Here is a 20,484-nt window from a genome sequence, read left to right as displayed (position 1 = left end):
GGGCAACCTAATTCAGGCTAATTCAGGAGTCGAGCGCTGGCGAGGCTTTGCAGTCCCACCGATTCCAACAGGCTTTGCCATTGATCCGGTTGGGTGGTTTGGAGGGCAATGGCCGTGGCCAACGTGTCGTACCACAGGCGTGCTTCTGCCAGGACTTGGGCCCGTTGGAAGGGATCGCGGGCCGCACTGAGACGGCGGTTAACGCTGTCCGGCAGGGCCACGAGTTTCACTTCCCCGATCGCGGCCACATCGCTGGCTCGATCGCTGGGGTCACAAACAATCGAAAAAGCCCAATTGTAGGTTTTGCCCGTTTGCAGCGCCTTGCCAGGACTGAGGAGGGAAATTTTTAAAATCCCTGCCTGACCGGTGAGCGGCACGGCTTGGCGATCGATCAAATTGCCGTCTTGATCGGCCACCACCAACTCTGCGGTTTTGACCACCGTGGAGGGCACGTAAACAAAAACTGTTGGGTTGGCGCTGGTGGCTTGGCCTGACTGGTTTTGGGGCAACAACAGGGTCAAGTTGGGCCCCGTGGCTGCAATACATTCACCGCCTCGAGTGCCGCCGCCAGTGGTGCGGTTGGGGCCGCCGCGATCCTCCGTTTGGGGAAACCGCAGCCCGGAGCGAGGTGCCCCAAAGCGAGTGCCACCCCCGATCGTGCGGTTGGGGCCGCCCCGGTTTTCGGTGTTGGGGAAAGCGGGCCCTGCGATCGAGGCGGCCTGGGCAGGGGCCAGGGAGAGGGCAATGCCACCGCATAGCAGCATGGCAACTGCGCTTCGGGTTGCCAATGGGTTCCGAGTGGGCGTTTTATTCTGAGGGTCGCTCATGACTGGTTCTCCAGCGTGTGTTGCACTGGCTTGCACCTGCATTGCCTGACGGGTTGATTACACCCTGCGATAGGAGTTTTGGACGAGAGAATGAGTGCCACAGGTTCCAAGGGCAAGGTTGGCAACGGTGAGATCGACGGGGAGCCAGCGCCCTGAAATGGGCTGACTGCCCTGGATCTCGCCGCTTCTGGGCAATGGAAATGGAATCTTAGTAATGGCTGATTCCAATCTTAGCTGGCTGTTTTCAGTTTGCCCCTAGCCACCAATCTGGGACATGGTGCGGGCGTAGCGTCCGGTGGTTCCTGATTCGCGATTTTTGAAGTTGATCTCTGGTTTGGCTTGGATCAGGTGGCTAACTTGGGCCCGCAAGTCCTGGAGGTCAACGCCCGATCGCAGTTGGCTTTTGAGGTCAATTTGCCCCGACTCATTCAGCAAACAGGGGCGCAACCAGCCATCGGCCGAAAGGCGCATTCGATTGCAGCGATCGCAGAAGCATTCAGACATTTGGCTAATGAAGCCGATCGTGCCCTTGGCCCCCGGAATTTGGAACACATCGGCGGGGCCATTACCGGTGACCCAACCCGTGGTCAGGCCCCAGCGCGATCGAATCTGTTGGCGTAACTGCTCTGAATCAATCCAACCCCGATCGGCAAACAGATCCTGATTCCCGATCGGCATGAACTCAATGAACCGCACATGCCACTGGCGATCGAGCGTCAGGGCGGCCAAGGCTTCCACCTCTTGGTCATTGATGCCCGGGATCACCACCACATTCAGCTTCAGCGGATCGAAGCCCACCCGGTGAGCCGCTTGGATTCCATCCCAAACCTGTTGCCAGCGCGATCGCCCCCGATTCCCAATAATGACATCGAAGGTTTCTGGAATCAGGGAATCTAAGCTGATATTAATCCGTCGTAATCCTGCGTCGTAGAGCGGTTGGGCCAAATCCTTCAGCAAAAAGGCATTGGTGGTGAGGGACAGGTCTAGGGTTTCTGGAAACTGCGCGATCGCCTGGGTAATTTCCACCACCCCCGGCCGCAACAGGGGTTCTCCCCCCGTGAGTCGAAAGCGCCGAAACCCCGCCGGCATCAGCACTTCCCGCAACAACAGCAGCAACTCCCCATCGGTCAGCAAATCCTGTTGCAACGCAAACTGCAAATCTGTTCCCTCGGGCATACAGTACTGGCAGCGGAAGTTGCAGCGGTCAATCAAACTGATGCGCAGATAATCAATCGTTTCAGCGGCCATAAGTGCCCAACCCAGTTCCTGACGAACTTGTTCGTGGCGATGTGGCCAATCATTATTCAGGATCTCGACCAAAATCCGTGCTTTTTCTTGACGGGTTCGTTCATACCTAATGGGTTATCCTTAACCGGTTTACTTGGTTCATTCATCCGCCCCATGGGTTATCATCGGGGCATTCAACGGCCATCTAGGTTGGTACACTTCTTTTGGCTCGTTAGCCCCTCAGGGCTGGCTGTGCCCGCGCTGTCCGCCGTGGACTGAGCCGCCGCCGATCGCCCGCCCGCTTCATTCGGTTTGGTCGATCGCGCTTGGTGTCTTCGTTGCCAGCCAACGATTCGCCAGCTCAGGGCCTTCCATTCAGCCGCCGCAATTTATAAATTTTTTAGTCCAATCCTGAGTCCAATCCTGAGTCCAATCTTTCGGACTTTGTGGATTTTTCGGATCAACCAGTTTTCATAACCTAGCGTCGGGCCGCAGCACTCTGCCTTGGCAGTCACGGTAACTGACTGGCCTAGCCCGATCGCCCCTATTGATTTCTTCATCAAAATGGCCGCTGGCAGCGAGGCTGTCCGATATGCTATTCCGTCTACCTTCTCGCTGACGACCCGTGACTACCGAAACCCTATCGCCCACCGTCGCTGCGCCTGACTCCCGAGTCAATCGCCAGTTCATCGCCATTTTGGACTTTGGCTCCCAATATTCCGAACTGATTGCCCGTCGGATTCGCGAAACCCAGGTTTATTCCGAAGTTCTGTCCTATCGCACCTCCGCAGAGCAACTGCGGCAACTTAGCCCCAAGGGCATCATTCTGTCTGGCGGCCCCAGTTCCGTCTATGCCGATGGTGCGCCCCTGTGCGACCCGGAACTCTGGAACCTGGGCGTTCCTGTGCTGGGCGTTTGCTACGGAATGCAGTTGATGGTGCAGCAGTTGGGCGGCCTCGTGGAAGCAGCCGATCGGGGCGAATATGGCAAAGCGGCCCTGTTTGTGGATGATCCCACCGACTTGCTCACCAACGTGGAAGACGGTTCCACCATGTGGATGAGCCACGGCGATTCTTGCACCCAGTTGCCCAGCGGGTTTGAGGTTTTGGCCCACACGGACAACACCCCCTGCGCCGCGATCGCCGATCACCAACGCAAACTCTACGGCGTGCAATTCCACCCGGAAGTGGTGCATTCCGTCGGAGGGGCGGCCCTAATTCGCAACTTTGTTTATCACATCTGCCATTGCCAACCCACCTGGACCACGGAAGCCTTTGTGGAAGAGTCCGTGCGCGAAGTGCGGGCCCGCGTGGGCGATAAGCGGGTGCTGTTGGCCCTGTCGGGCGGGGTTGACTCCTCCACCTTGGCCTTTTTGCTGCACAAGGCGATCGGGGACAACCTCACCTGCATGTTCATTGACCAGGGCTTCATGCGCAAAGGCGAGCCAGAGCGACTGTTGAAGCTGTTCCAAGAGGAATTTCACATTCCCGTGGAATATGTCAACGCCCGTCGCCGCTTCATCAATGCCGTGGATGGAGTTTCCGATCCTGAGCAGAAGCGCAAAATCATTGGCCATGAATTCATTGCCGTCTTTGAAGAAGAATCCACCCGCTTGGGCCCCTTCGATTACCTGGCGCAGGGAACCCTGTACCCCGACGTGATTGAGTCGGCGGACACCAACATGGATCCCAAAACCGGCGAGCGCGTTGCCGTGAAAATCAAGAGCCACCACAACGTGGGCGGGTTGCCAGACAACTTGCGCTTCAAACTGGTGGAACCGCTGCGGAAGCTGTTCAAAGATGAAGTGCGCAAGGTGGGCCGGGCCCTCGGCTTGCCCGAAGAGATCGTGAAGCGGCAGCCCTTCCCCGGGCCGGGCTTGGCCATTCGGATCTTGGGCGAAATCACCGATGAGCGGCTGGATATTCTGCGGGATGCGGATTTGATTGTGCGGCAAGAAATTAACCGTGCTGGCCTTTACAACGACGTTTGGCAGGCGTTTGCGGTGTTGTTGCCCGTGCGTAGTGTGGGGGTGATGGGCGATAAGCGCACCTATGCCTACCCGATCGTGCTGCGGATGGTGACCAGCGAAGACGGCATGACGGCCGATTGGGCCAGGGTTCCCTACGATTTGCTGGAGACCATTTCCAACCGGATTGTGAATGAAGTGGAAGGGGTCAACCGGGTGGTCTATGATGTGACCTCCAAGCCGCCGGGCACGATCGAGTGGGAATAGGGCTGATCATGGGTTGGCTCGATCGACCTTGATTAATCTTGATTGGTCTCGATTAACCTCGATTCACGGAGCTTGATCGAGATCCTTTGAGGTCGATCGAACCAGGTGCTCTCCAAAGCAAACCCTTCAGCTTAACGAAATTTCCCCAATTAAACCGATCGCCCCCCAATTTCCCCGCTCAATTCGTTGATGCGGGGACGGTCACCCTGTGGAAAACTAAACATTTTCTGTGGAAAACTCGGCCGCTCTTGTGGAAAACTCAGGATTTTTAACCAATTATTAAATCTTCTTTAAACTTCCTTATGGGTGAGTGAGTCCATGCTGTAGGTCAACTGATCACTCTGATAACCATTGGGTTCCACGTGGATGGTCATGCGCACGGGATGGTAGTGATCGCAAAGGGCTGACTCCACCGCTTCCGTGATGTCGTGGGCCCGGCGCACGTCCTCCGCCTCCACCACCAAATGCATTTCCATAAAGACTTGCCGCCCCAATACGCCCCGTGAGGCGATGTCGTGGCAGTTGACCACACCCGGCACGCTCATCACCAGGCTGTGAATTTCTTCGGGGGGAACAGCCATGGCATCAATCAACCAAGGCAGGTTTGATCGCAACACGTCCCAGCCACTCTTGAACACCAACAGGGCCACGGGGAACGCCAGGGCCACATCCAGCCAGCGCTGTCCCCACCAAACGCCCAATAACCCCCCAATTACGGTCATCGTGATCCATACGTCACCCATGGTGTGGCGAGCGTCGGCTAGCAGAATGTTGCTGTGGAGCTTTTGGCCCCAATGGCGTTCGTAGAGGGCCACCAAAATATTGATCCCCAACACCAGCACGGTTAGCCCGATCGCCGGGCCGGAGACGTTCACGGCCTCGCCCTGGCCGGTTAATCGCTCGATCGCCCCTTGCGTAATTTCAAAGCAAGCTACTCCCAAAAACGCAGCGATCCCCAAGGCTCCCAGGGCTTCGTATTTCTGGTGACCGTAGGGATGTTCCCGATCGGGGCGAGGATCGGCGAGCTGGCTGGTAACCAACCCCAGCACGTTGCTGGCGCTGTCCGTCACGCTGTGCAGGGCATCGGCCAGCAGACTCAAGGATCCGGTGGCCCAACCCACGAGGGCTTTGATCACCAACACCAAAAGATTCAGCAGCAGCGTCAGCCACAGGATATACCGAATCTTTCGCTGACGTTTATCGGGGCTAAGGAAACTGGTAGAGGCAGACATGGTGTTAGGCGGTGGTCAAGCCAAGGGACCGCGAGGGAGGTTGAAAAAGGGTCAATGCTTTTGGGCATCACTTTTGCGTATTGCTTCTGGGCATTACTTCTGGGCATTGCTTCTGGGCATCAAGACTCATCAGAGTGACTGGATACATCGAGGGTGGGGCGATCGGGAGCAGATTCAACATCCAACTTTTTCGCCCGTTGTTCTTGGAATTGTTGCCAAATGCCAGCAGACCAAAACGACACCAGGGCGATCGCAAACCAGTTCACGCGATCGTTAGAAGCGCCCAGGGCCACCGCTGGCCAAACGTAGGGAGCAACGAATTGCAACAGGGCGATCGTGCCAAACAAACCCCAGCCCAATTGGCCATAGCGTTGCCAAATCCAGATGCCTGCGAGGGCCGCTAGGATGGGCATCCAACCATAAAGGAACTGCAAACCAGCATCGAGCGTTTCCATGAGCCTTGTCAGTGATTGGAAAGATGGGGTGTTTGGCAACTTGTTGGTTGGCAACTTGTTGGTTAGTGACTTGTTGGTTAGTAACTAGTCTATTGTCAGCTAGTTCATCGGTAACTCATTCACAAATGCAAACTCAGAATAAATCACCATCAATTCAGCGCCAATTCAGCACCAATTCAGTGTGAATTAGCTGATGTGAATTAACTGATTTGCCAACCAATTATCTTCCTGGTGAATGAGTTTGGCTGATTAACTAGAAGATTAACTAGAAGACCAACCAGAAGATTAACTAGAAGACCAACCAGAAGATTAACTAGAAAACCAACCAGAAAACCAAAAACCAACCAGAAAACTAGCCCGAAAACTGGTAGGCAAACTGTGTTTTAGTAATCGCCTTCGGGTCATACCAATCGGTGAGGGCTTGGAGTCCATCAAACAGTTTTTTGGCCCGGAGAGCGCTGCGGGCGGAAAAGTCTTCCGCGTCTTCTCCGTAAGCAAAAGAAAACTCAACCACTGAAGGCTGCTTTTGGCGCTCGGGGTCTACATACCAGGCGGTGAGGGCCACTTCTGCATCCTGTTTGCCAAAGTCAATGATCGCCCCGCGTTGCACAAACTCTTTGGCAACAAACTGATTCACAACGGTCAAGGGTTTGCTGGCCGATAGCTCCAGGGAATCAACCCCCGGGAAGTTGGTGGCCAAGTCCCCGATCGTTGTCCAATTTGCTGATTCCACAACGGCACTCGTGGAATGGGAAAACTGACTGCGGAAGGGGGGAACAATGTCCTCTTCAAATTTGGTTTCGCCCTTGAGCGTGGGGGTGGAAACATCTGCACCCCAGGCAATGTAGCGATCGGGCGATCGATACTTCAGCATCACCTTCGTGCGGGCGGGTTTGCCGGCCTTCAGTTCCACCCGACGGCGCACGATGTAGCCGGTGTCGAGCAGGTCGTGTTCTGGTGTGTCCAAAAACACCACTTCTCGCTTCACCAATTCGCTGAGTTCGCCTGTCACCTTCAGGCCCAAACCTTCTGCAAGGTTGCGCACAACTAACCAAAATCGATCGACTCCAGCCGCTCGATCGGTAAATTGATTAGCCTGCAAAATTACTTTGTATTCACGAGATGCAACACAAGACATGGGCAAGCCTTCTAGAAAGTAGCGTTCTGGGGAGGGGAAGCATTGGGGCGATCGGGGCCATCAGGGAAATTACCTATGGATTGATCGCCCATCAGAATCGGTGCTGATCAATACCTGAGATGGCTAAAAATACCTCGGTGATCACTCAGACTACCGTTCCTTATCCTTCATAACCCAAATTCTTTGAAAAGAAAAACTCAAGTTCATGAACTGTCACTCAGAATTGCTCCATCCTGGCTGCATAACTGCTAATCATTGCCGTTTGCTGGTAACCATGATTGCGATTCATTCGTGACAGCAACATTGCAAGCATGAACCAGCGATCATCGACTCATGACTAGCGCCTTGATCGCCAGCCATTTACTAGTGATTAACTTGCCAATGATTTGCCAATGATCTATTCATTATTTGCCATTGGCCAACCCGCTTGTTTGCCATTCATTGCTAATTGCTGAAAATAGACATGGCCTCGGCCTCATCCGTTTCGCTTTGAGATTGGGGTTTACGACCTAAGAGCCAATAGGTGGTCATCATGCCGCGTCCTTTGACTTCCAGTTCACCGCGCGGCTCTAAGAGGAATTCTTGGCGCAAAATTTCGTAAACCGCTTCGGTAACCTGAATTTTGCCGGGTTCCCCCTGGGTTTCCATGCGGCTGGCCACGTTCACCGTGTCGCCCCACAGGTCGTAGGCAAATTTCTTGATGCCAATCACCCCGGCCACCACGGAGCCGGTGTTGATCCCAATCCGAATTTGGAAAGGCTTGCCACTGGGGGTGGTGAATTTGGAAATGGCCGCTTGCATGTCCAAGGCCAGTTGGGCCACGGCTTGCACATGGTCGGGCTTGGGGACGGGCAAGCCGCCCACGGCCATGTATTCGTCCCCGACGGTTTTGATTTTTTCGAGGTCGTGGTTTTCGGCCAGTTGGTCAAAGGTGGAGAAGATTTGATTGAGGAGGTTCACCAGCTCGATCGGGCGCATTTGGGCAGAAACGGGCGTGAAACCAACCAAATCGGCAAACAGAATAGTTGCTTCGGCATATTGTTCCGCCAAGGATCCTTCGCCCTGTTTGAGGCGCTCGGCGATCGCCTTGGGCAAAATGTTCAGCAACAGGCGATCGGACTTTTCTTGCTCCATCACCAGGGCTTCTTCCGCCTGTTTGCGCTCGGTGATGTTTTGGATCGTGCCTTCGTAATACAGCAGTCGCCCATCCCCATCGAACACTGTGCGGGCATTTTCGGAAACCCAAAAGGTATCGCCATCGCGATCGAACACTTGCGACTCAAAGTTATAGATCGTGCCTCGATCGGCAATGACCGTGAGGAAGCTGCCCCATCGTTCTGGATCTACATAGAATCGGCGGGTGCGGTTTAAGCCCAAGGGTCCGAGCATTTCCTCGATCGAGTCAAAGCCAAACATCTTGGCCAAGGATTGGTTACCCCCCAAAAACTGACCATGGGGGGCGCACTGAAAAATCCCTTCCACCGCGTTTTCCACAATGCTGCGGTAGTTTTCTTCGGCCCGTTGCAAGGCCTCTTCCATTTGCTTGCGATCGGTCACATCCCGGGCCATCGCCAGGAAAATTTTCTGGCCTTGGGATTCGCGCATTCCCACCCGGGTTTCCACGGGCAAAGTGCGGCCGCTCTTGCAGCGATACATGCCTTCTACGGTCACGGGTTGCCCCGGTTTCATCATGGCCCAGATTCGATCGTGCTGATCCAAGGAAGCCAGGGTGTCGATCGCCCGCACATTCATTTGCAGCAACTCCGCCTTGGAGTAGCCCAACACGGTGCAAACCTGTTGGTTCGCATCCAAAATTTGCCCATGCACGTCATGCACCAACATCAGGTCGCCGCTGGCCTGTTCCGTCAGCATTCGGAATTGGGCTTGGCTTTCACTGAGGGCCTGTTCCGCCTGTTTGCGCTGGGTGATGTTGTCCGTAATGCAGAGCAGATAGGCCACGCCTCCGTTGGGATCAAACAGTGGCACTTTCACCGTGCGCAACACCAGGGATTCATTGGGCCCAGTCACCTGCTCTTCGGGAATTTCCAGCTCGCGCCGTTCTTCCACGGCCTGCACGTCCTGTTCCAGGATGGTGGTGGCTCGCTTAATGGGAAACAAGTCATCGGCGTTTTTGCCCAATGCCCGATCGCGCGGAATACCGAAGAGCTTTTCACTGGCTCGATTCCAGAGCACAAACCGGAAATTCTGCCGCACATCCTTGACATAAACCGCCAACGGAATATGTTCAATAATGCCGTCGATGAAGCGCTTGGCCCGCAGCACCTCGGCAATCAGCCGCTTGCGCTCGGTGATGTCTCGAATCGCCAGAACGGCACTGGTTTGGTTGTGGTTGGGTGCGCCGTCGGGATCCGGCAGCGTCACATTGGACCAAGCAATTTCCAGGGAATAGCGATCGCCCGCTGAGTTGTGAAATTCATAAGCTGTGTTGCCCGAACCGATTTCCAACGCCCGGGTGACCGGATGCAGAGGTGCGGGCAGTTGTTTGCCACGATGGATCAGAGGCAAGCAGTCAATTAAATCTTGGCCAATGACTTGCTCATGGGACTGCTGGACTAACCGCTCAAAGGCAGGATTACACCATTGCACCTTGCCCGCTGGATCCGTCCAAACGAGGGCATCGCGTACGGAGCCAAGAACCGTTTCCAGCTTCTCTAGGGTCGATCGCAACTCATCGCGGGACACCTCCAACAGCGCCAAGGCCCGCCGCCGCTCCATTTCCTCCAGGCGCTGTTGGGAATAGCGCAGGTCTTCTTCTAGGCCTTTGTAGTCCGTGATGTCATGGACTACCAACAGGGCGCATTCCATTCCGTGGAGATAGAGCAACTCCGCCGACAGCAGCACCGTGCGGATATCTCGGCCCTTGGTGCGGACTGGAATTTCCTGGTTGCGGATGCTGCTGCCCCGTTGCAGGGCCTGCATCACGGCCAGGCGATCTTCCGCCCGCAGCCAGATGTTGAATTCCATGCTGGCAAAGCCCATCATTTCCTCGAAGCTATAGCCAAAAATGTCGAGGAAACTGTCGTTGAAGTCCAAAACGCAACTGTTATCCAGTTGCATCAGACAAATGCCGCTGGGGCTGGCGTAAAAGATTTTGGAAAACTTGGTTTCGGAAAGGCTGAGGGCGCTGGTGCGTTCGCGGATGCGTTCTTGGAGGGTGTCCCGATCGCGCTCAAAGGCCGCCATGGCCGCCCGCAACTCCCGCATCATCAGCCGCACTTGGCGGGCGGCTTCATCTAGCTCTCGCAGACCCGTGGGTTCAATGGGCCCCGTAATGTGACCGCTGGCCATGGTTTGGGCCGTTTGGGCAAACCGAGCCAATGGTTGTTCAATCAACCGCAGCAACAACCAGGCCACACCCAGGGCACAGCCCAGGGACAGGAAAAGAACGGCGACGGTGAGGGCATTGCTGCCCGGATCGCTGAGGCTATCGATCGGGGCGGCCACCAACACCACCCAGTTAGGTAAATTCGGATTCTTCAGGGGTTGGGCCCAAAGGCGATAGGTTTGGTTGCCCAGGCGAATTGTGGTCGATCGCTCCCCATCCCACTGTTCTAAGGGGCCGCTGGCCTGCTGCCAACGCTCCAGCAACAGGGGCCAGCGATTGCGGGCTGGCGGCTGACCGGCCTGGGTCGATCGCTCACTCAGGGCCAACAGTTGCCCCGATCGATCTACCACCGCCACATCCACATCCCCCAACTGGGCCAGTTCCACCCCCAACGGTTGCAAAGACACCGCCGACACCGACACCCCCAAGCGCCGGCCATCGGCCCCCACCACCGGCTCCGCGATCGCCGCGATCGGGGTTGCCGTCTGTTCGCTCAGGGGCCACAGAAACCAAGTGGGCCGGCCCGCCAAGGTGGCTGCCCGAAACCAAGCCTCCCGCTCGATCGCAAAATCGCCCTGGCTGCGCAGCAGACCCGATCGATCCCCCTGGCTGTTGGTGTTGTAAATGGCTAGCCCCTGATTCGGCTTCGGCGGCGCAGCCCACAGCAGCAAAGATCCTGTTTCCGTGCGCTCCACCGCCGTCAGGGCCCCATTGTCTCGGCCAAAGGCCGCAAATCGCAGGGCCCGCGATCGCTGGGACTGTTGCCACAGCCAACGCTCCAGGTCTTGGGGACTTTGGGCCCACTGGCCCCAGCGGGCCCCATCGCCCAAGGATTGATTAAGCTGAATTGCACCTTGCAAGTGACTCACCAGTCGATCGCTAGCCCGGGCCCCCAACACCTGCTGCCATCGTTGGGCCGTGCGATCGCTTAAATCGCGCACCTGCCAGCCATAGATCCCCTGGCTAATCACCAATGCCACCCCCACCGGCAGCACCACCCCCAGCCCCAGCAGCCAACGCAACGACAACCGCCTTGGGCTGCCGCCGATGCCATCGCCTGTCTGTCCTCCCACCAAACCCATTCGCTTCGTTCCTTTGTGGCCGTTGGGCAACCCGATCGCGCGGCCCCAACCCCTTTTATCAGGCTTTGGTCAGCCCATCAGCCTCGCTGCGTCCAGTTTGTCCTGCGCTCATGTCCTAGCTTAATCAACAAAATCATCAATCCAATATCACCACCTCGATCGCCACTTCGATCTCCACTCCGATCGATATTCCGATCGACAAAAAAGGAGGATGTCCCCATGGAACATCCCCACCATTATCTTCAAATTGTTTCAGATCCCCGGATTTCAACGAAAAGGATCCAGAAATTGAGTTTCCAAACCTGCTTCGAGGCGGGTTTCTATCTGTTTCCTCAGCCTAGTCTCGAACCAGCTTCGAGGCCAGAATTCAGAACGCTTACAGACCCACACCCACCAGCGTCTTTTGGGTCAAACGCTCATAGGCCGCCCGCATCTTCAGACCCGTCAGCACTTGGAACAGACCCGAACCATTGTTCGAGCCGGGGTAGTCACGGTGCTTCAGCAACAGCTCCGTCATTTCGCCGTAGTACTTCGCAGAGGTGTTGCTCAGGTGGCTTTCTACGTAGATCATCTCTTCGAGATTCTCGAACTGGCCATCCACTTCCAGCACCGAAACTTGGTTGCCGTAGTAGGTGTCAGGCCCATAGAACAGCTTCATGCCGGGGTAAGAACAGGTCAGCTTGCGGCCGCAGGGAGTCCAGTGAATCGTGGAGCCTTCATCAAATAGATACACCGGCTCGAATCCTTCAACACCCGTGCGCTGCATCATCCGCACCCGCAGGATCTTGCGCTCTTCGTCGTTGGCAATCAACTGCGTCGGCAGAATTTGCAGCACCACATCGGCATGGGTCTTCTGCGGGTCAATGTAAGCTTCAAAGTCCGGACGACGGGCCTCGATCGCGGTCAGCACATCCTCATAGGTGTGACCCCGTTCAGCCATGTCGCGTTGAATCTTCCAAGCGATTTTCACCTCATCGCTGATATCGAGGTAGACGCTAAAGTCCAACAGACTGCGAACGCGCTCGTCATAGAGCGGGTGCAAGCCCTCAATCACCACAATGTGATTGGGGTGTACCACTTCCGGCGGATCGATCAGGCCGGTTTCGTGGTTGTAGATGGGCTTATTGATGGTTTCGCCATTCTTAAGGGCTTTGATCTGCTCATACATCAGATCAAAGTTATTGGCTCTCGGATCCAGAGCCGTCACACCCGCTTCCTTACGTTGCTTGCGGTCTAGACTGTGGTAATCGTCCAGACAGATCACGGTCATTAACTCTGCGCCGAACAAGTCTTCTAGGCGACGCAAAAAGGTCGATTTACCGCACCCGGAATCGCCGGCCACACCAATTAAGACGACGCGATCTGGCTTGCTGGTCATAAGTTTCCTCTATATCACTAGACACTTTGGCTGGGATGTGTGGCGTGCTCGGCAGCGAACAACGCCTAAGAAAATCCCTGCAATTATCGCAGTCAATTGATGCACGATCAAAGCGACTCGATCAAAATCATGCACTACATCGGGTCTGCGCTCTATTTGGCATGAACCCCAAGGGCATGAATTGCACCGAGAACCGTTGCTTTGGGAAATGAATCGGCCATTGATGATCTCCAAGGGAGAGGGCAGCAAGTGCTGATTCGAGACCCCAATGAAGCGGCCATTGACCTGTCGCGATCGCTGCAACCAGCGATGTGCAGGGCCGGGGCCGATCGAACTGTTCCGTCAATTGCTGGGTGACCGTTGCGAAGTTACCGTTGCGAAATAACGAAACCGCGATCGGTCATCAACGCATTACCGGAAGCAGGGCATTGCCGAAAGGCATTACCGGAAGCCGGTTACTAGGGGATTGGTGACCAAAGGATTAATGGAAACCAGTGCTCCCCAAGCAACTTCCGCAAGCGTTAACCGCAACGTTGCGATCGCACAAGTTGTTTAACGAGCACGTTGTCTAAAATTAATAGTTCGTTAAGTATTTTTACCAAGCGAACCGTCAGTAGCGTATCAGACTGATATCGTTCGTGCAAGTTTAGGTTAATGGGGGTCTTGCCTGGCCGATCGCCCCATTCTTTACCTGGCCAGCGAGCTGCCATTGCCCCCGCAAGCGCAACCGTTTCTCGAATCCCAGCGAAGGCCTTGCATCAGAGGGGCTAAAATCTTTGCAGATCGAAACCCACTCCTAAACGTTGATTAGAGTCATAGCAAGTCATGTATAGTCCCAGTGCAGCCGGGAGCGCCAGCAACACAACTGCCGGAAACCGCGTATTTCGTTACGAAGTAACCGGGTTACGTCAAAGCAGTGAATCCGATAAAAACGGTTACGCGATTCGCAAGAGTGGCAGCGTGTTCTTTAACGTGCCCTACAGCCGCATGAATGATTTCATGCGTCGCATCGCTCGGCTCGGGGGCAAAATCGTCAACATTGTGGCGGTGACCGTGGATTCGGGCCATGATGGCTTGACCCCAGCCGCTCCGGTGGCCGCCGCCGCCGCTCCGGAACCGACCCCGATTGCTCCGGCCGAGCCGCCCGCCGCCGCCAGCCATGAGCATATTTTCCCCACTAATGTACCGGTCAACACCTACAAGCCCAAAAATCCCTTCACGGGCAAGGTGATTTCCAATGAAGGTCTGGTGCGCGAAGGTGGCGAAGGGGTGGTGCAACACATCACCTTTGACCTGAGCGGCGGCAACCTGCGCTATTTGGAAGGCCAAAGTATCGGCATTATCCCGCCCGGAACGGACAAGAACGGCAAACCCAACAAGCTGCGTTTGTACTCGATCGCCTCGACGCAGCATGGTGACTTGCTCGATGACAAAACGGTTTCCCTCTGTGTTCGCCAATTGGTTTACACCAACGATGCGGGCGAGCGGGTTGAAGGGGTTTGCTCCACCTTCCTGTGCAACGTGAAGCCCGGCGATGACGTGACCATCACGGGGCCCGTGGGCAAGGAAATGCTGTTGCCCGTGGATCCGAATGCCAACATCATCATGATGGGGACTGGAACCGGGATTGCACCGTTCCGCGCCTTCCTGTGGCGGATGTTTAAGGAAAACAACCCGGATTACCAATTCAAGGGCCTCGCTTGGCTGTTCTTTGGTGTGGCTTATACCGGCAACATCCTGTACAAGGACGATCTGGAAAAAATGCAGGCGGAAAACCCTGACCACTGCCGGATTACCTACGCCATTTCCCGGGAACAGAAGAACGCTCAAGGCGGCAAGATGTATATCCAAGACCGCATTAAGGAAAATGCGGATGAGCTGTGGGCGTTGGTGCAACAACCCAATACCCATGTTTACATCTGTGGTCTGCGCGGGATGGAGCCGGGCATTGATGAGGGGATGTCGGCGGCCGCGTCTAAGTTTGGTGTGAACTGGGCGGATTATCAGAAGCAGATGCGCAAGGAAGAGCGCTGGCACGTGGAAACCTACTAAACCTTGAGGATTCAGCTCCTACCCCGGTTTTGGGCTGGAATGGCTGAGTTGGCTTAGGGATTGCCACGAAATTGAGGGGGCCGTTGCGATCGCGACGGCCCCTTTGTATTGGGTATTGGGTATTGGGTATTGAGTTTGTATTGGGTATTGAGTTTGATTGGCTTTGGGTTGAATGGGTGTTGAATGGCGAGTGCAAGCTCTACCAATTCAAGTTCTATCCATTCAAGTTCTACCAATTGTCGTCCCAGTCATCATCGGGGGCCGATCGATCCCAGTCGTTGACCTGAGGGGCGGCGGATTGGGGGGCGGGGGGAGTCAGAACGCGATATTCCGCATCGGTGACGGAGCGCGATCGCTCGGCGGGCGGCGGCAATTCTGATTCTGGCTTTGAAGGTTCTGTGCCTTGGGCCGTTGCGGCGCGATCGGCCTTGGGAGTTGCTGCCGATGTTGCTGGCTTTTCGGGCATTTCTACTTTTGGCGCTTCTGCTGCTGGTTCTTCTAAATTATCCTCGTCCCGTTGATAGCGAATGGAGTAGCTGGTTCCTTCGCGGCGGGTGGCAGCGGGGCGGGCGGGTGCTTCAAGGGGCTTAGGCTCTGGTTTTGGGGGGGCGGCCTGAGGGGGGCGAGTCGGGGCCGGGTCGGGGTCAAAGGGGCGATCGATCCGATTGGTCGATCGGGGACGATCCTGAGGCGGCGATGGGTTCGATTGGGGCGGACTCGGTTGGGTTCGGCTGCTGTCGGAAGCCGCTTCTGACCATTCATCCCACTCTGGATCGTGATTCCAACCCTTCTGCGGGCGATCGGGCACAGTCCAATCGGCCAATTCCTGCTCCAGTTCGGCGGCAGTTGCAGAAGGGCGCGGTTCCGCTTGCAGGGAAAACAGGCGCGATCGCCAAGAGGCGTTGCCCGGTTGACCTTTCGCTTGGCCCTCGTTGGCCGATTCCCCGCTGCCCCACTCGTCCTCCAACTCATCGCCTAAGGGCTGATTAATCAAACGCTGACGGGGCGATCGAGACTGCTCGGATTCGGGGGCTGGCCGTCGATCGATCACCGGACGGCGAGGCGGCCGGCCCAATTGAACCAACAGGCCAATCAGGCCCATCGTTGCGGCCCCCGCAGCCACCGCCCCCGCCAGCCACCACCCCAACGGCAAAACCACCATCGGCCGGCCAAACACCACCAAAGGCAGCAGGGGCAAGGGGTTTTGAGCTGCTAACAACAGCAACCCCACCACCAACAGTAGCAATCCCAACAGGCGCGCCATTACCCGCTCTCTCTCCTTCTCCGGACGACCTTAGCTGTTTCGTGACCTGGCCGTTCAACCAACCTAGCTCGGATTGGGGCCGATGGGAGTGCTTCCGCTGGAGGAGGGATGCGGAGCGGTCTGGCCTTGGGTTTGTAATTGGGAATCCCTGAAAAATGAGAATGGCTGCAAAAAGTTCAACAAGGGGGTTTAGCCCGGCAAGTCTTCGGGCGTTTCGTTGCCCCCTTGCCAGCGCCGGAGAGGCACACAGTCGATCGCCAGGCGATCGAGTGCCCTGGCCACCACAAAATCCACCAAGTCCTCAATCGATTGCGGTTGGTGATACCAAGCGGGGATGGCCGGCACGATCGCCGCGCCAGCCTCGGCCAACTGGGTCAGGTTCCGCAAATGAATCAAGCTCCAAGGGGTTTCCCGGGGGACTAACACCAGCGGTCGCCCCTCCTTTAGTTGCACATCGGCGGCCCGCTCCAGGAGATCGCTGCTTAAACCCGCTGCCAATTTGCCCACGGTGCTCATGCTGCAAGGCATCACCACCATGCCCAACGTGCGATAGGAACCGCTGGCAATGGTCGCCCCCACGTTGCCGAAACGATGGCAGATGAGCTGCCCTCCGGTGGGCACGCCGGCCTGCGATCGCCAAAAAGCTTCCTGGGTCAAGGGTTCAAGGGGCATCTGCACCTGGTTTTCTGACTGCCAAACCATGTGGGCCGCCTTGGAAGCCACCAGTTCGATCGCGTAGCCCGCTGTTAACAGCCACTTCAGGGCCCGCACCGCGTAGATCAAGCCCGAAGCTCCCGAAACTCCCAAAATCAACGGTCGCTGATCCGCTCGATCGCGCGATTGAGATTGATCAAGATTTGGGGAGAGGTTGGGGCTAAGTTCTGTGTGCTCAACGCTGCCGGTCATCGGCCGGGCCGCCATTTCACAGAACAACCGATCGCCTCCGTGAAGGCAATCGCGATCGGCTGTTCATCCAAAAAACTGGTGATCGCATCCCGCAAATAAGCCTGCGTGACGACGGATGGATCCTGGGGGCTGTCATCCACCGCGCCGATATAGCGCATCACGCTGTTGGCATCCACTAAAAAAGCCTGGGGCGTTTTCTTGGCCCCGAAGCAGTCCGCCACATCCTGGGTGGGATCCCACAGGTAGGGAAAATTCAGCCCCCGCTCCCGAGCAAAGACCTTCATTGCATCAAAGCTATCTTCGGGGAACTGATTGGCATCATTGGCATTGATCCCGATGAGCGTTACGCCCTGTGGCTCAAATTCCGCTTGCAGAGCCTTCAGCCGATCGAGATACATCCCCACGTAGGGGCAGTGATTGCACATGAAAATCACCACCGCCGCTTTGTATTGACCGAGATAGGTCGCAAAGTGGTGTACTTTGCCATCGGCCCCAGGAATTTCAAAATCGGGGGCGTATTTTCCGATACGTTCCATAAGCATGGGGGTAAGCCAGTTGCGCCGCGCTCAGACGGCTAGTTTGCTGGGGGTCTCAGCGAGGGGGTGCCACTTCGCCGAGAGCCGTCTATCCGGAAGCACACTTCCATTGATTCTACGAGGATTCGGCCAGATTCGTGCGCTGGAATCATTTAACCTCAAGAACCCTAAGCCGTTTGCGCCAGGATGGGAATTCATGAACTTGCGATCTGTGGTCGATCGCTGGGTGTGCAATATTAAAGCGACCTTGAAGCGGGGTGTGATCGGCTGTCGTCGTTGAGATTCCGGCTTGGCTCAGGATTGGCTACGAATTTGCCCTAGATTCACCCTGCCATGCGGGCGCGATCGGTTGGTTTCTAGTTCCGAAATCAGCAGCTCAGCCAGGCTCAGGATGGGCAAGCCTTGGCAAGTCATGGATCGGCCATGCCATGCAAGCTCTCTGCAAGATCTCGATTTTGGATTGCGAGATTTCAGTAGGGGGTTGCAAGTCAGGATGGGATGAACCATTCGCCGGGATTTGTCAGGATTTGCCGGGCGATCGGGCGCTTTGTAAAATATCTACGTGAAATTACGTAATTAATTTGCAAGTCTTGGCATTAAATCGCACTCCGCAAGAATTGGGCCGAGGGATGCGGAAAACAGAAACCGATCGCGAATGGCTCGGGAAATTGGGGCGATCGGGGTTTGGGAAGCACCTGAGGCCATGCTTGAGAGCAAAATTTGGAAAAAGCAGTGGGAAAAGGCAGCGGAAAAAGGCCATTGGGAAACCCGTTGGGAAACTGGCACAATACCGAATTGGAGTTCTGAATCCCCAGCATGGCTTGCTCCCGGTTGGTTGGCTGGTTGTCGGCTGAGCCATGGATTCATGACCCAACGCACCCTATTGCACCTTTGCCACTGCCATGACCATTGCGATCGACTTTGGAACCAGCAACACGGTGGTGACCTATCTCAACCCCGTAACCGGCAATCCCGAAACCCTGGATCTCAGTGGACTTTCGGTGCGACAGTCTCCCAACCCGCCGCTCATTCCCAGCCTGTTGTACGTGGCCCAGGCGGCCGAAGGTCAGGTGGTGGCCGGCCAGGCGGTGCGCGATCGGGGGCTGGATCAATTGGCCGATGGGCGCTTATTTCGGGGATTCAAGCGGGGGATCGGAACCGCCGTCCAAGGATTTGTGCCCGAGTTAGACGGGCGATCGGTGGATTTTGAGCAGGCGGGGCAGTGGTTTTTAGATGCCATCGCCCGCGCCCTGACAGAGCAGCAGTTTTTGGGCAGTGCCGGGGCTGGGTCACAACTGATTTTGACCGTGCCGGTGGATAGTTTTGAGCAATACCGAAATTGGTTAACCCGGGCGATCGCCCAGTCGGCCTTGGGGCAAATTGAACAGGTGCGTTTGCTGGATGAGCCAACGGCGGCGGCTTTGGGCTATGGCGCAGGCGATCGGGACTTGGTGTTGGTGGTGGACTTTGGTGGCGGCACGTTGGATCTGTCCCTGGTGCGGCTCGATCGCCCCAGTGCCACTAGTGCTGGCCGGCCCTTGGGGTTTCTGTTGAAGTGGGGGAACCGCGCCATCGAGGATTCCCAACAAACCGTGAAAACCGCCAGGGTTTTGGCCAAAGCAGGCTTAAACCTGGGTGGATCCGATTTGGATAACTGGATTGTGGACTATTGGAGTCAACAGCAATCTGCGGTGGATTTGCCAGGCAATGCCTTGGGTAATTCCTCGGGCAATCTCGCGGGTCATTCTTTCCAGAAAACGCCAATTTTGCTGCGATTGGCGGAGCGGGTCAAAATTGCCCTTTCGCATCAGGAAACAGCCCAGGAAGTCTATTTTGATGACGCGACGTTTAATAGTCTAGAACTAAGCCTTTCACGCACGGAATTGGAAACCATTTTGCGCGATCGGGGTCTGTTTCAACAACTCGATCGCGCGTTAGATCAAATTTTTCAGCAAGCCATTCGCCAGGGACTAGAACCCCAGTCGATCGAAGCGGTGTTATTGGTAGGTGGCACTAGCCAAATTCCTGCCATTCAGTCCTGGATTCGCAACTATTTCCCTGCCGAAAAAGTCGCCACTGATCGCCCCTTTGAAGCGATCGCCCAAGGAGCCTTGAAACTGGCCAGCGGCTTAGAAGTGCGCGATTTTCTCTATCACGGCTACGGAATTCGCTATTGGAACCAACGGGAAAAACGCCACAGTTGGCATCCCATCATCCCCAAAGGTCAGCCCTATCCCACCGCCAAGCCCGTTGAATTGCTCTTGGGAGCCTCCATTGAAAATCAGCCCCAAATTGAACTAATCCTTGGAGAATTGGGCGACGAAGAACAGCGCACTGAAATCTTTTTTGATGGCGATCGATTGGTCACCAAAACCATCGGTGGCCAAGCCTCAGTGCAACCGCTAAATGATCGGGATGGCGCACGCAGTTTGGCTCAACTGGATCCGCCTGGAATGCCTGGAATTGACCGAATTCGGGTGGTCTTTGAAGTGGATGCCGATCGCACCTTGCGAGTCACCGTTGAAGACTTGCTGAGCGATCGCACCCTGCTCAACCAATGCCCGATCGCCCAACTGAGTTAAGTTCTGGTAAGTCCCGCCATCTCTGAACTTGCTGTTAATCCCTATTCATCCCTGAACCAGTGCCATGGGCAGCCCAAGGGGTGTTTCGCCAGCTCGCAGCTCCCCCAACCGACAGGCCACATTGGGGCACGATGTGCAAGGGTTGGCGAGTATTGACTCGTATTCGTTAGCATGAGCAAGATAAAACATTCAACTTCAGTCTTGGCTGCATTGGGCTTCATTGGGT

The 20,484-nt window shown here is 55.9% G+C and carries 13 protein-coding genes; 3 read left to right on the top strand and 10 right to left on the bottom strand.

What is annotated here, in order from left to right:
- Positions 1 to 17 precede the first annotated feature (17 nt).
- Together H6G52_RS02580 and moaA are read right to left on the bottom strand one after the other, a co-directional pair.
- Positions 18 to 764 carry a DUF928 domain-containing protein gene (locus H6G52_RS02580; RefSeq protein WP_190353404.1) on the bottom strand — a complete coding sequence of 249 codons (747 nt, stop codon included), beginning with the start codon at positions 762 to 764 and terminating at the stop codon, positions 18 to 20.
- A gap of 318 nt (positions 765 to 1,082) precedes the next feature.
- The gene (moaA, locus tag H6G52_RS02575; RefSeq protein WP_190526261.1) at positions 1,083 to 2,075 is read right to left on the bottom strand and encodes a GTP 3',8-cyclase MoaA; all 993 of its coding nucleotides are present in this window, start codon (positions 2,073 to 2,075) and stop codon (positions 1,083 to 1,085) included.
- A 604-nt stretch (positions 2,076 to 2,679) separates the two neighbouring features.
- Between moaA and guaA the strand changes: the two genes are divergently transcribed.
- Positions 2,680 to 4,287 carry a glutamine-hydrolyzing GMP synthase gene (gene guaA / locus H6G52_RS02570; protein ID WP_099532244.1) on the top strand — a complete coding sequence of 536 codons (1,608 nt, stop codon included), beginning with the start codon at positions 2,680 to 2,682 and terminating at the stop codon, positions 4,285 to 4,287.
- A gap of 290 nt (positions 4,288 to 4,577) precedes the next feature.
- Here guaA and H6G52_RS02565 read toward each other — a convergent pair whose 3' ends face one another.
- The 5 genes from H6G52_RS02565 to H6G52_RS02545 all read right to left on the bottom strand — a co-directional run bounded on the left by H6G52_RS02565 (position 4,578) and on the right by H6G52_RS02545 (position 12,918).
- A complete protein-coding gene (locus tag H6G52_RS02565) occupies positions 4,578 to 5,519 on the bottom strand; it encodes a cation diffusion facilitator family transporter (RefSeq protein ID WP_190526260.1) in 942 nt (313 codons plus the stop codon).
- Positions 5,520 to 5,638: 119 nt separating this feature from the next.
- A complete protein-coding gene (locus H6G52_RS02560) occupies positions 5,639 to 5,974 on the bottom strand; it encodes a hypothetical protein (RefSeq protein WP_190353403.1) in 336 nt (111 codons plus the stop codon).
- Positions 5,975 to 6,326: 352 nt separating this feature from the next.
- Positions 6,327 to 7,112, bottom strand: a complete 786-nt coding sequence (locus H6G52_RS02555; RefSeq protein ID WP_190526258.1) for a hypothetical protein — start codon at positions 7,110 to 7,112, stop codon at positions 6,327 to 6,329.
- Positions 7,113 to 7,556: 444 nt separating this feature from the next.
- On the bottom strand, positions 7,557 to 11,540 hold the full coding sequence (locus H6G52_RS02550; RefSeq protein WP_190526256.1) for a PAS domain S-box protein: 3,984 nt from the start codon (positions 11,538 to 11,540) through the stop codon (positions 7,557 to 7,559).
- A gap of 376 nt (positions 11,541 to 11,916) precedes the next feature.
- Positions 11,917 to 12,918 (bottom strand): phosphoribulokinase, encoded by a 1,002-nt coding sequence (locus H6G52_RS02545; RefSeq protein ID WP_099532239.1) that lies wholly within the window; start codon positions 12,916 to 12,918, stop codon positions 11,917 to 11,919.
- Between the two features lie 825 nt (positions 12,919 to 13,743).
- Here H6G52_RS02545 and petH point away from each other — a divergent pair.
- Positions 13,744 to 14,970, top strand: coding sequence for a ferredoxin--NADP reductase (petH, locus tag H6G52_RS02540; RefSeq protein WP_190526254.1), 1,227 nt, complete (start codon positions 13,744 to 13,746; stop codon positions 14,968 to 14,970).
- A gap of 229 nt (positions 14,971 to 15,199) precedes the next feature.
- Here the strand turns inward: petH and H6G52_RS02535 are convergent, their stop codons facing one another.
- The 3 genes from H6G52_RS02535 to H6G52_RS02525 form a co-directional block, all read right to left on the bottom strand.
- A complete protein-coding gene (locus H6G52_RS02535) occupies positions 15,200 to 16,234 on the bottom strand; it encodes a hypothetical protein (RefSeq protein WP_190526251.1) in 1,035 nt (344 codons plus the stop codon).
- A 189-nt stretch (positions 16,235 to 16,423) separates the two neighbouring features.
- A complete protein-coding gene (locus H6G52_RS02530; protein WP_190526249.1) occupies positions 16,424 to 17,140 on the bottom strand; it encodes a flavin prenyltransferase UbiX in 717 nt (238 codons plus the stop codon).
- Complete coding sequence (locus H6G52_RS02525) at positions 17,137 to 17,676, bottom strand: thioredoxin family protein (protein ID WP_190353657.1); 540 nt, start codon at positions 17,674 to 17,676, stop codon at positions 17,137 to 17,139. The genes H6G52_RS02530 and H6G52_RS02525 overlap by 4 nt, the downstream gene beginning before the upstream one ends.
- 902 nt (positions 17,677 to 18,578) lie before the next feature.
- Here H6G52_RS02525 and H6G52_RS02520 point away from each other — a divergent pair.
- The gene (locus tag H6G52_RS02520; protein ID WP_190526247.1) at positions 18,579 to 20,258 is read left to right on the top strand and encodes an Hsp70 family protein; all 1,680 of its coding nucleotides are present in this window, start codon (positions 18,579 to 18,581) and stop codon (positions 20,256 to 20,258) included.
- Positions 20,259 to 20,484 lie beyond the last annotated feature (226 nt).

Origin of the sequence: Limnothrix sp. FACHB-881 (genome assembly GCF_014698135.1) — a bacterium.
Taxonomy (GTDB): Bacteria; Cyanobacteriota; Cyanobacteriia; order CACIAM-69d; family CACIAM-69d; genus CACIAM-69d.
This window is presented reverse-complemented; position numbering and strand designations above follow the sequence as displayed.

Bases quoted from the DNA above. Each gene is read 5' to 3' on its own strand.
- H6G52_RS02565 (WP_190526260.1), bottom strand. From the start codon at position 5,519: ATGTCTGCCTCTACCAGTTTCCTTAGCCCCGATAAACGTCAGCGAAAG.
- H6G52_RS02535 (WP_190526251.1), bottom strand. From the start codon at position 16,234: ATGGCGCGCCTGTTGGGATTGCTACTGTTGGTGGTGGGGTTGCTGTTG.
- H6G52_RS02545 (WP_099532239.1), bottom strand. From the start codon at position 12,918: ATGACCAGCAAGCCAGATCGCGTCGTCTTAATTGGTGTGGCCGGCGAT.
- H6G52_RS02550 (WP_190526256.1), bottom strand. From the start codon at position 11,540: ATGGGTTTGGTGGGAGGACAGACAGGCGATGGCATCGGCGGCAGCCCA.
- H6G52_RS02530 (WP_190526249.1), bottom strand. From the start codon at position 17,140: ATGACCGGCAGCGTTGAGCACACAGAACTTAGCCCCAACCTCTCCCCA.
- H6G52_RS02555 (WP_190526258.1), bottom strand. From the start codon at position 7,112: ATGTCTTGTGTTGCATCTCGTGAATACAAAGTAATTTTGCAGGCTAAT.
- H6G52_RS02560 (WP_190353403.1), bottom strand. From the start codon at position 5,974: ATGGAAACGCTCGATGCTGGTTTGCAGTTCCTTTATGGTTGGATGCCC.
- H6G52_RS02525 (WP_190353657.1), bottom strand. From the start codon at position 17,676: ATGGAACGTATCGGAAAATACGCCCCCGATTTTGAAATTCCTGGGGCC.
- moaA (WP_190526261.1), bottom strand. From the start codon at position 2,075: ATGGCCGCTGAAACGATTGATTATCTGCGCATCAGTTTGATTGACCGC.
- H6G52_RS02520 (WP_190526247.1), top strand. From the start codon at position 18,579: ATGACCATTGCGATCGACTTTGGAACCAGCAACACGGTGGTGACCTAT.
- H6G52_RS02580 (WP_190353404.1), bottom strand. From the start codon at position 764: ATGCTGCTATGCGGTGGCATTGCCCTCTCCCTGGCCCCTGCCCAGGCC.
- petH (WP_190526254.1), top strand. From the start codon at position 13,744: ATGTATAGTCCCAGTGCAGCCGGGAGCGCCAGCAACACAACTGCCGGA.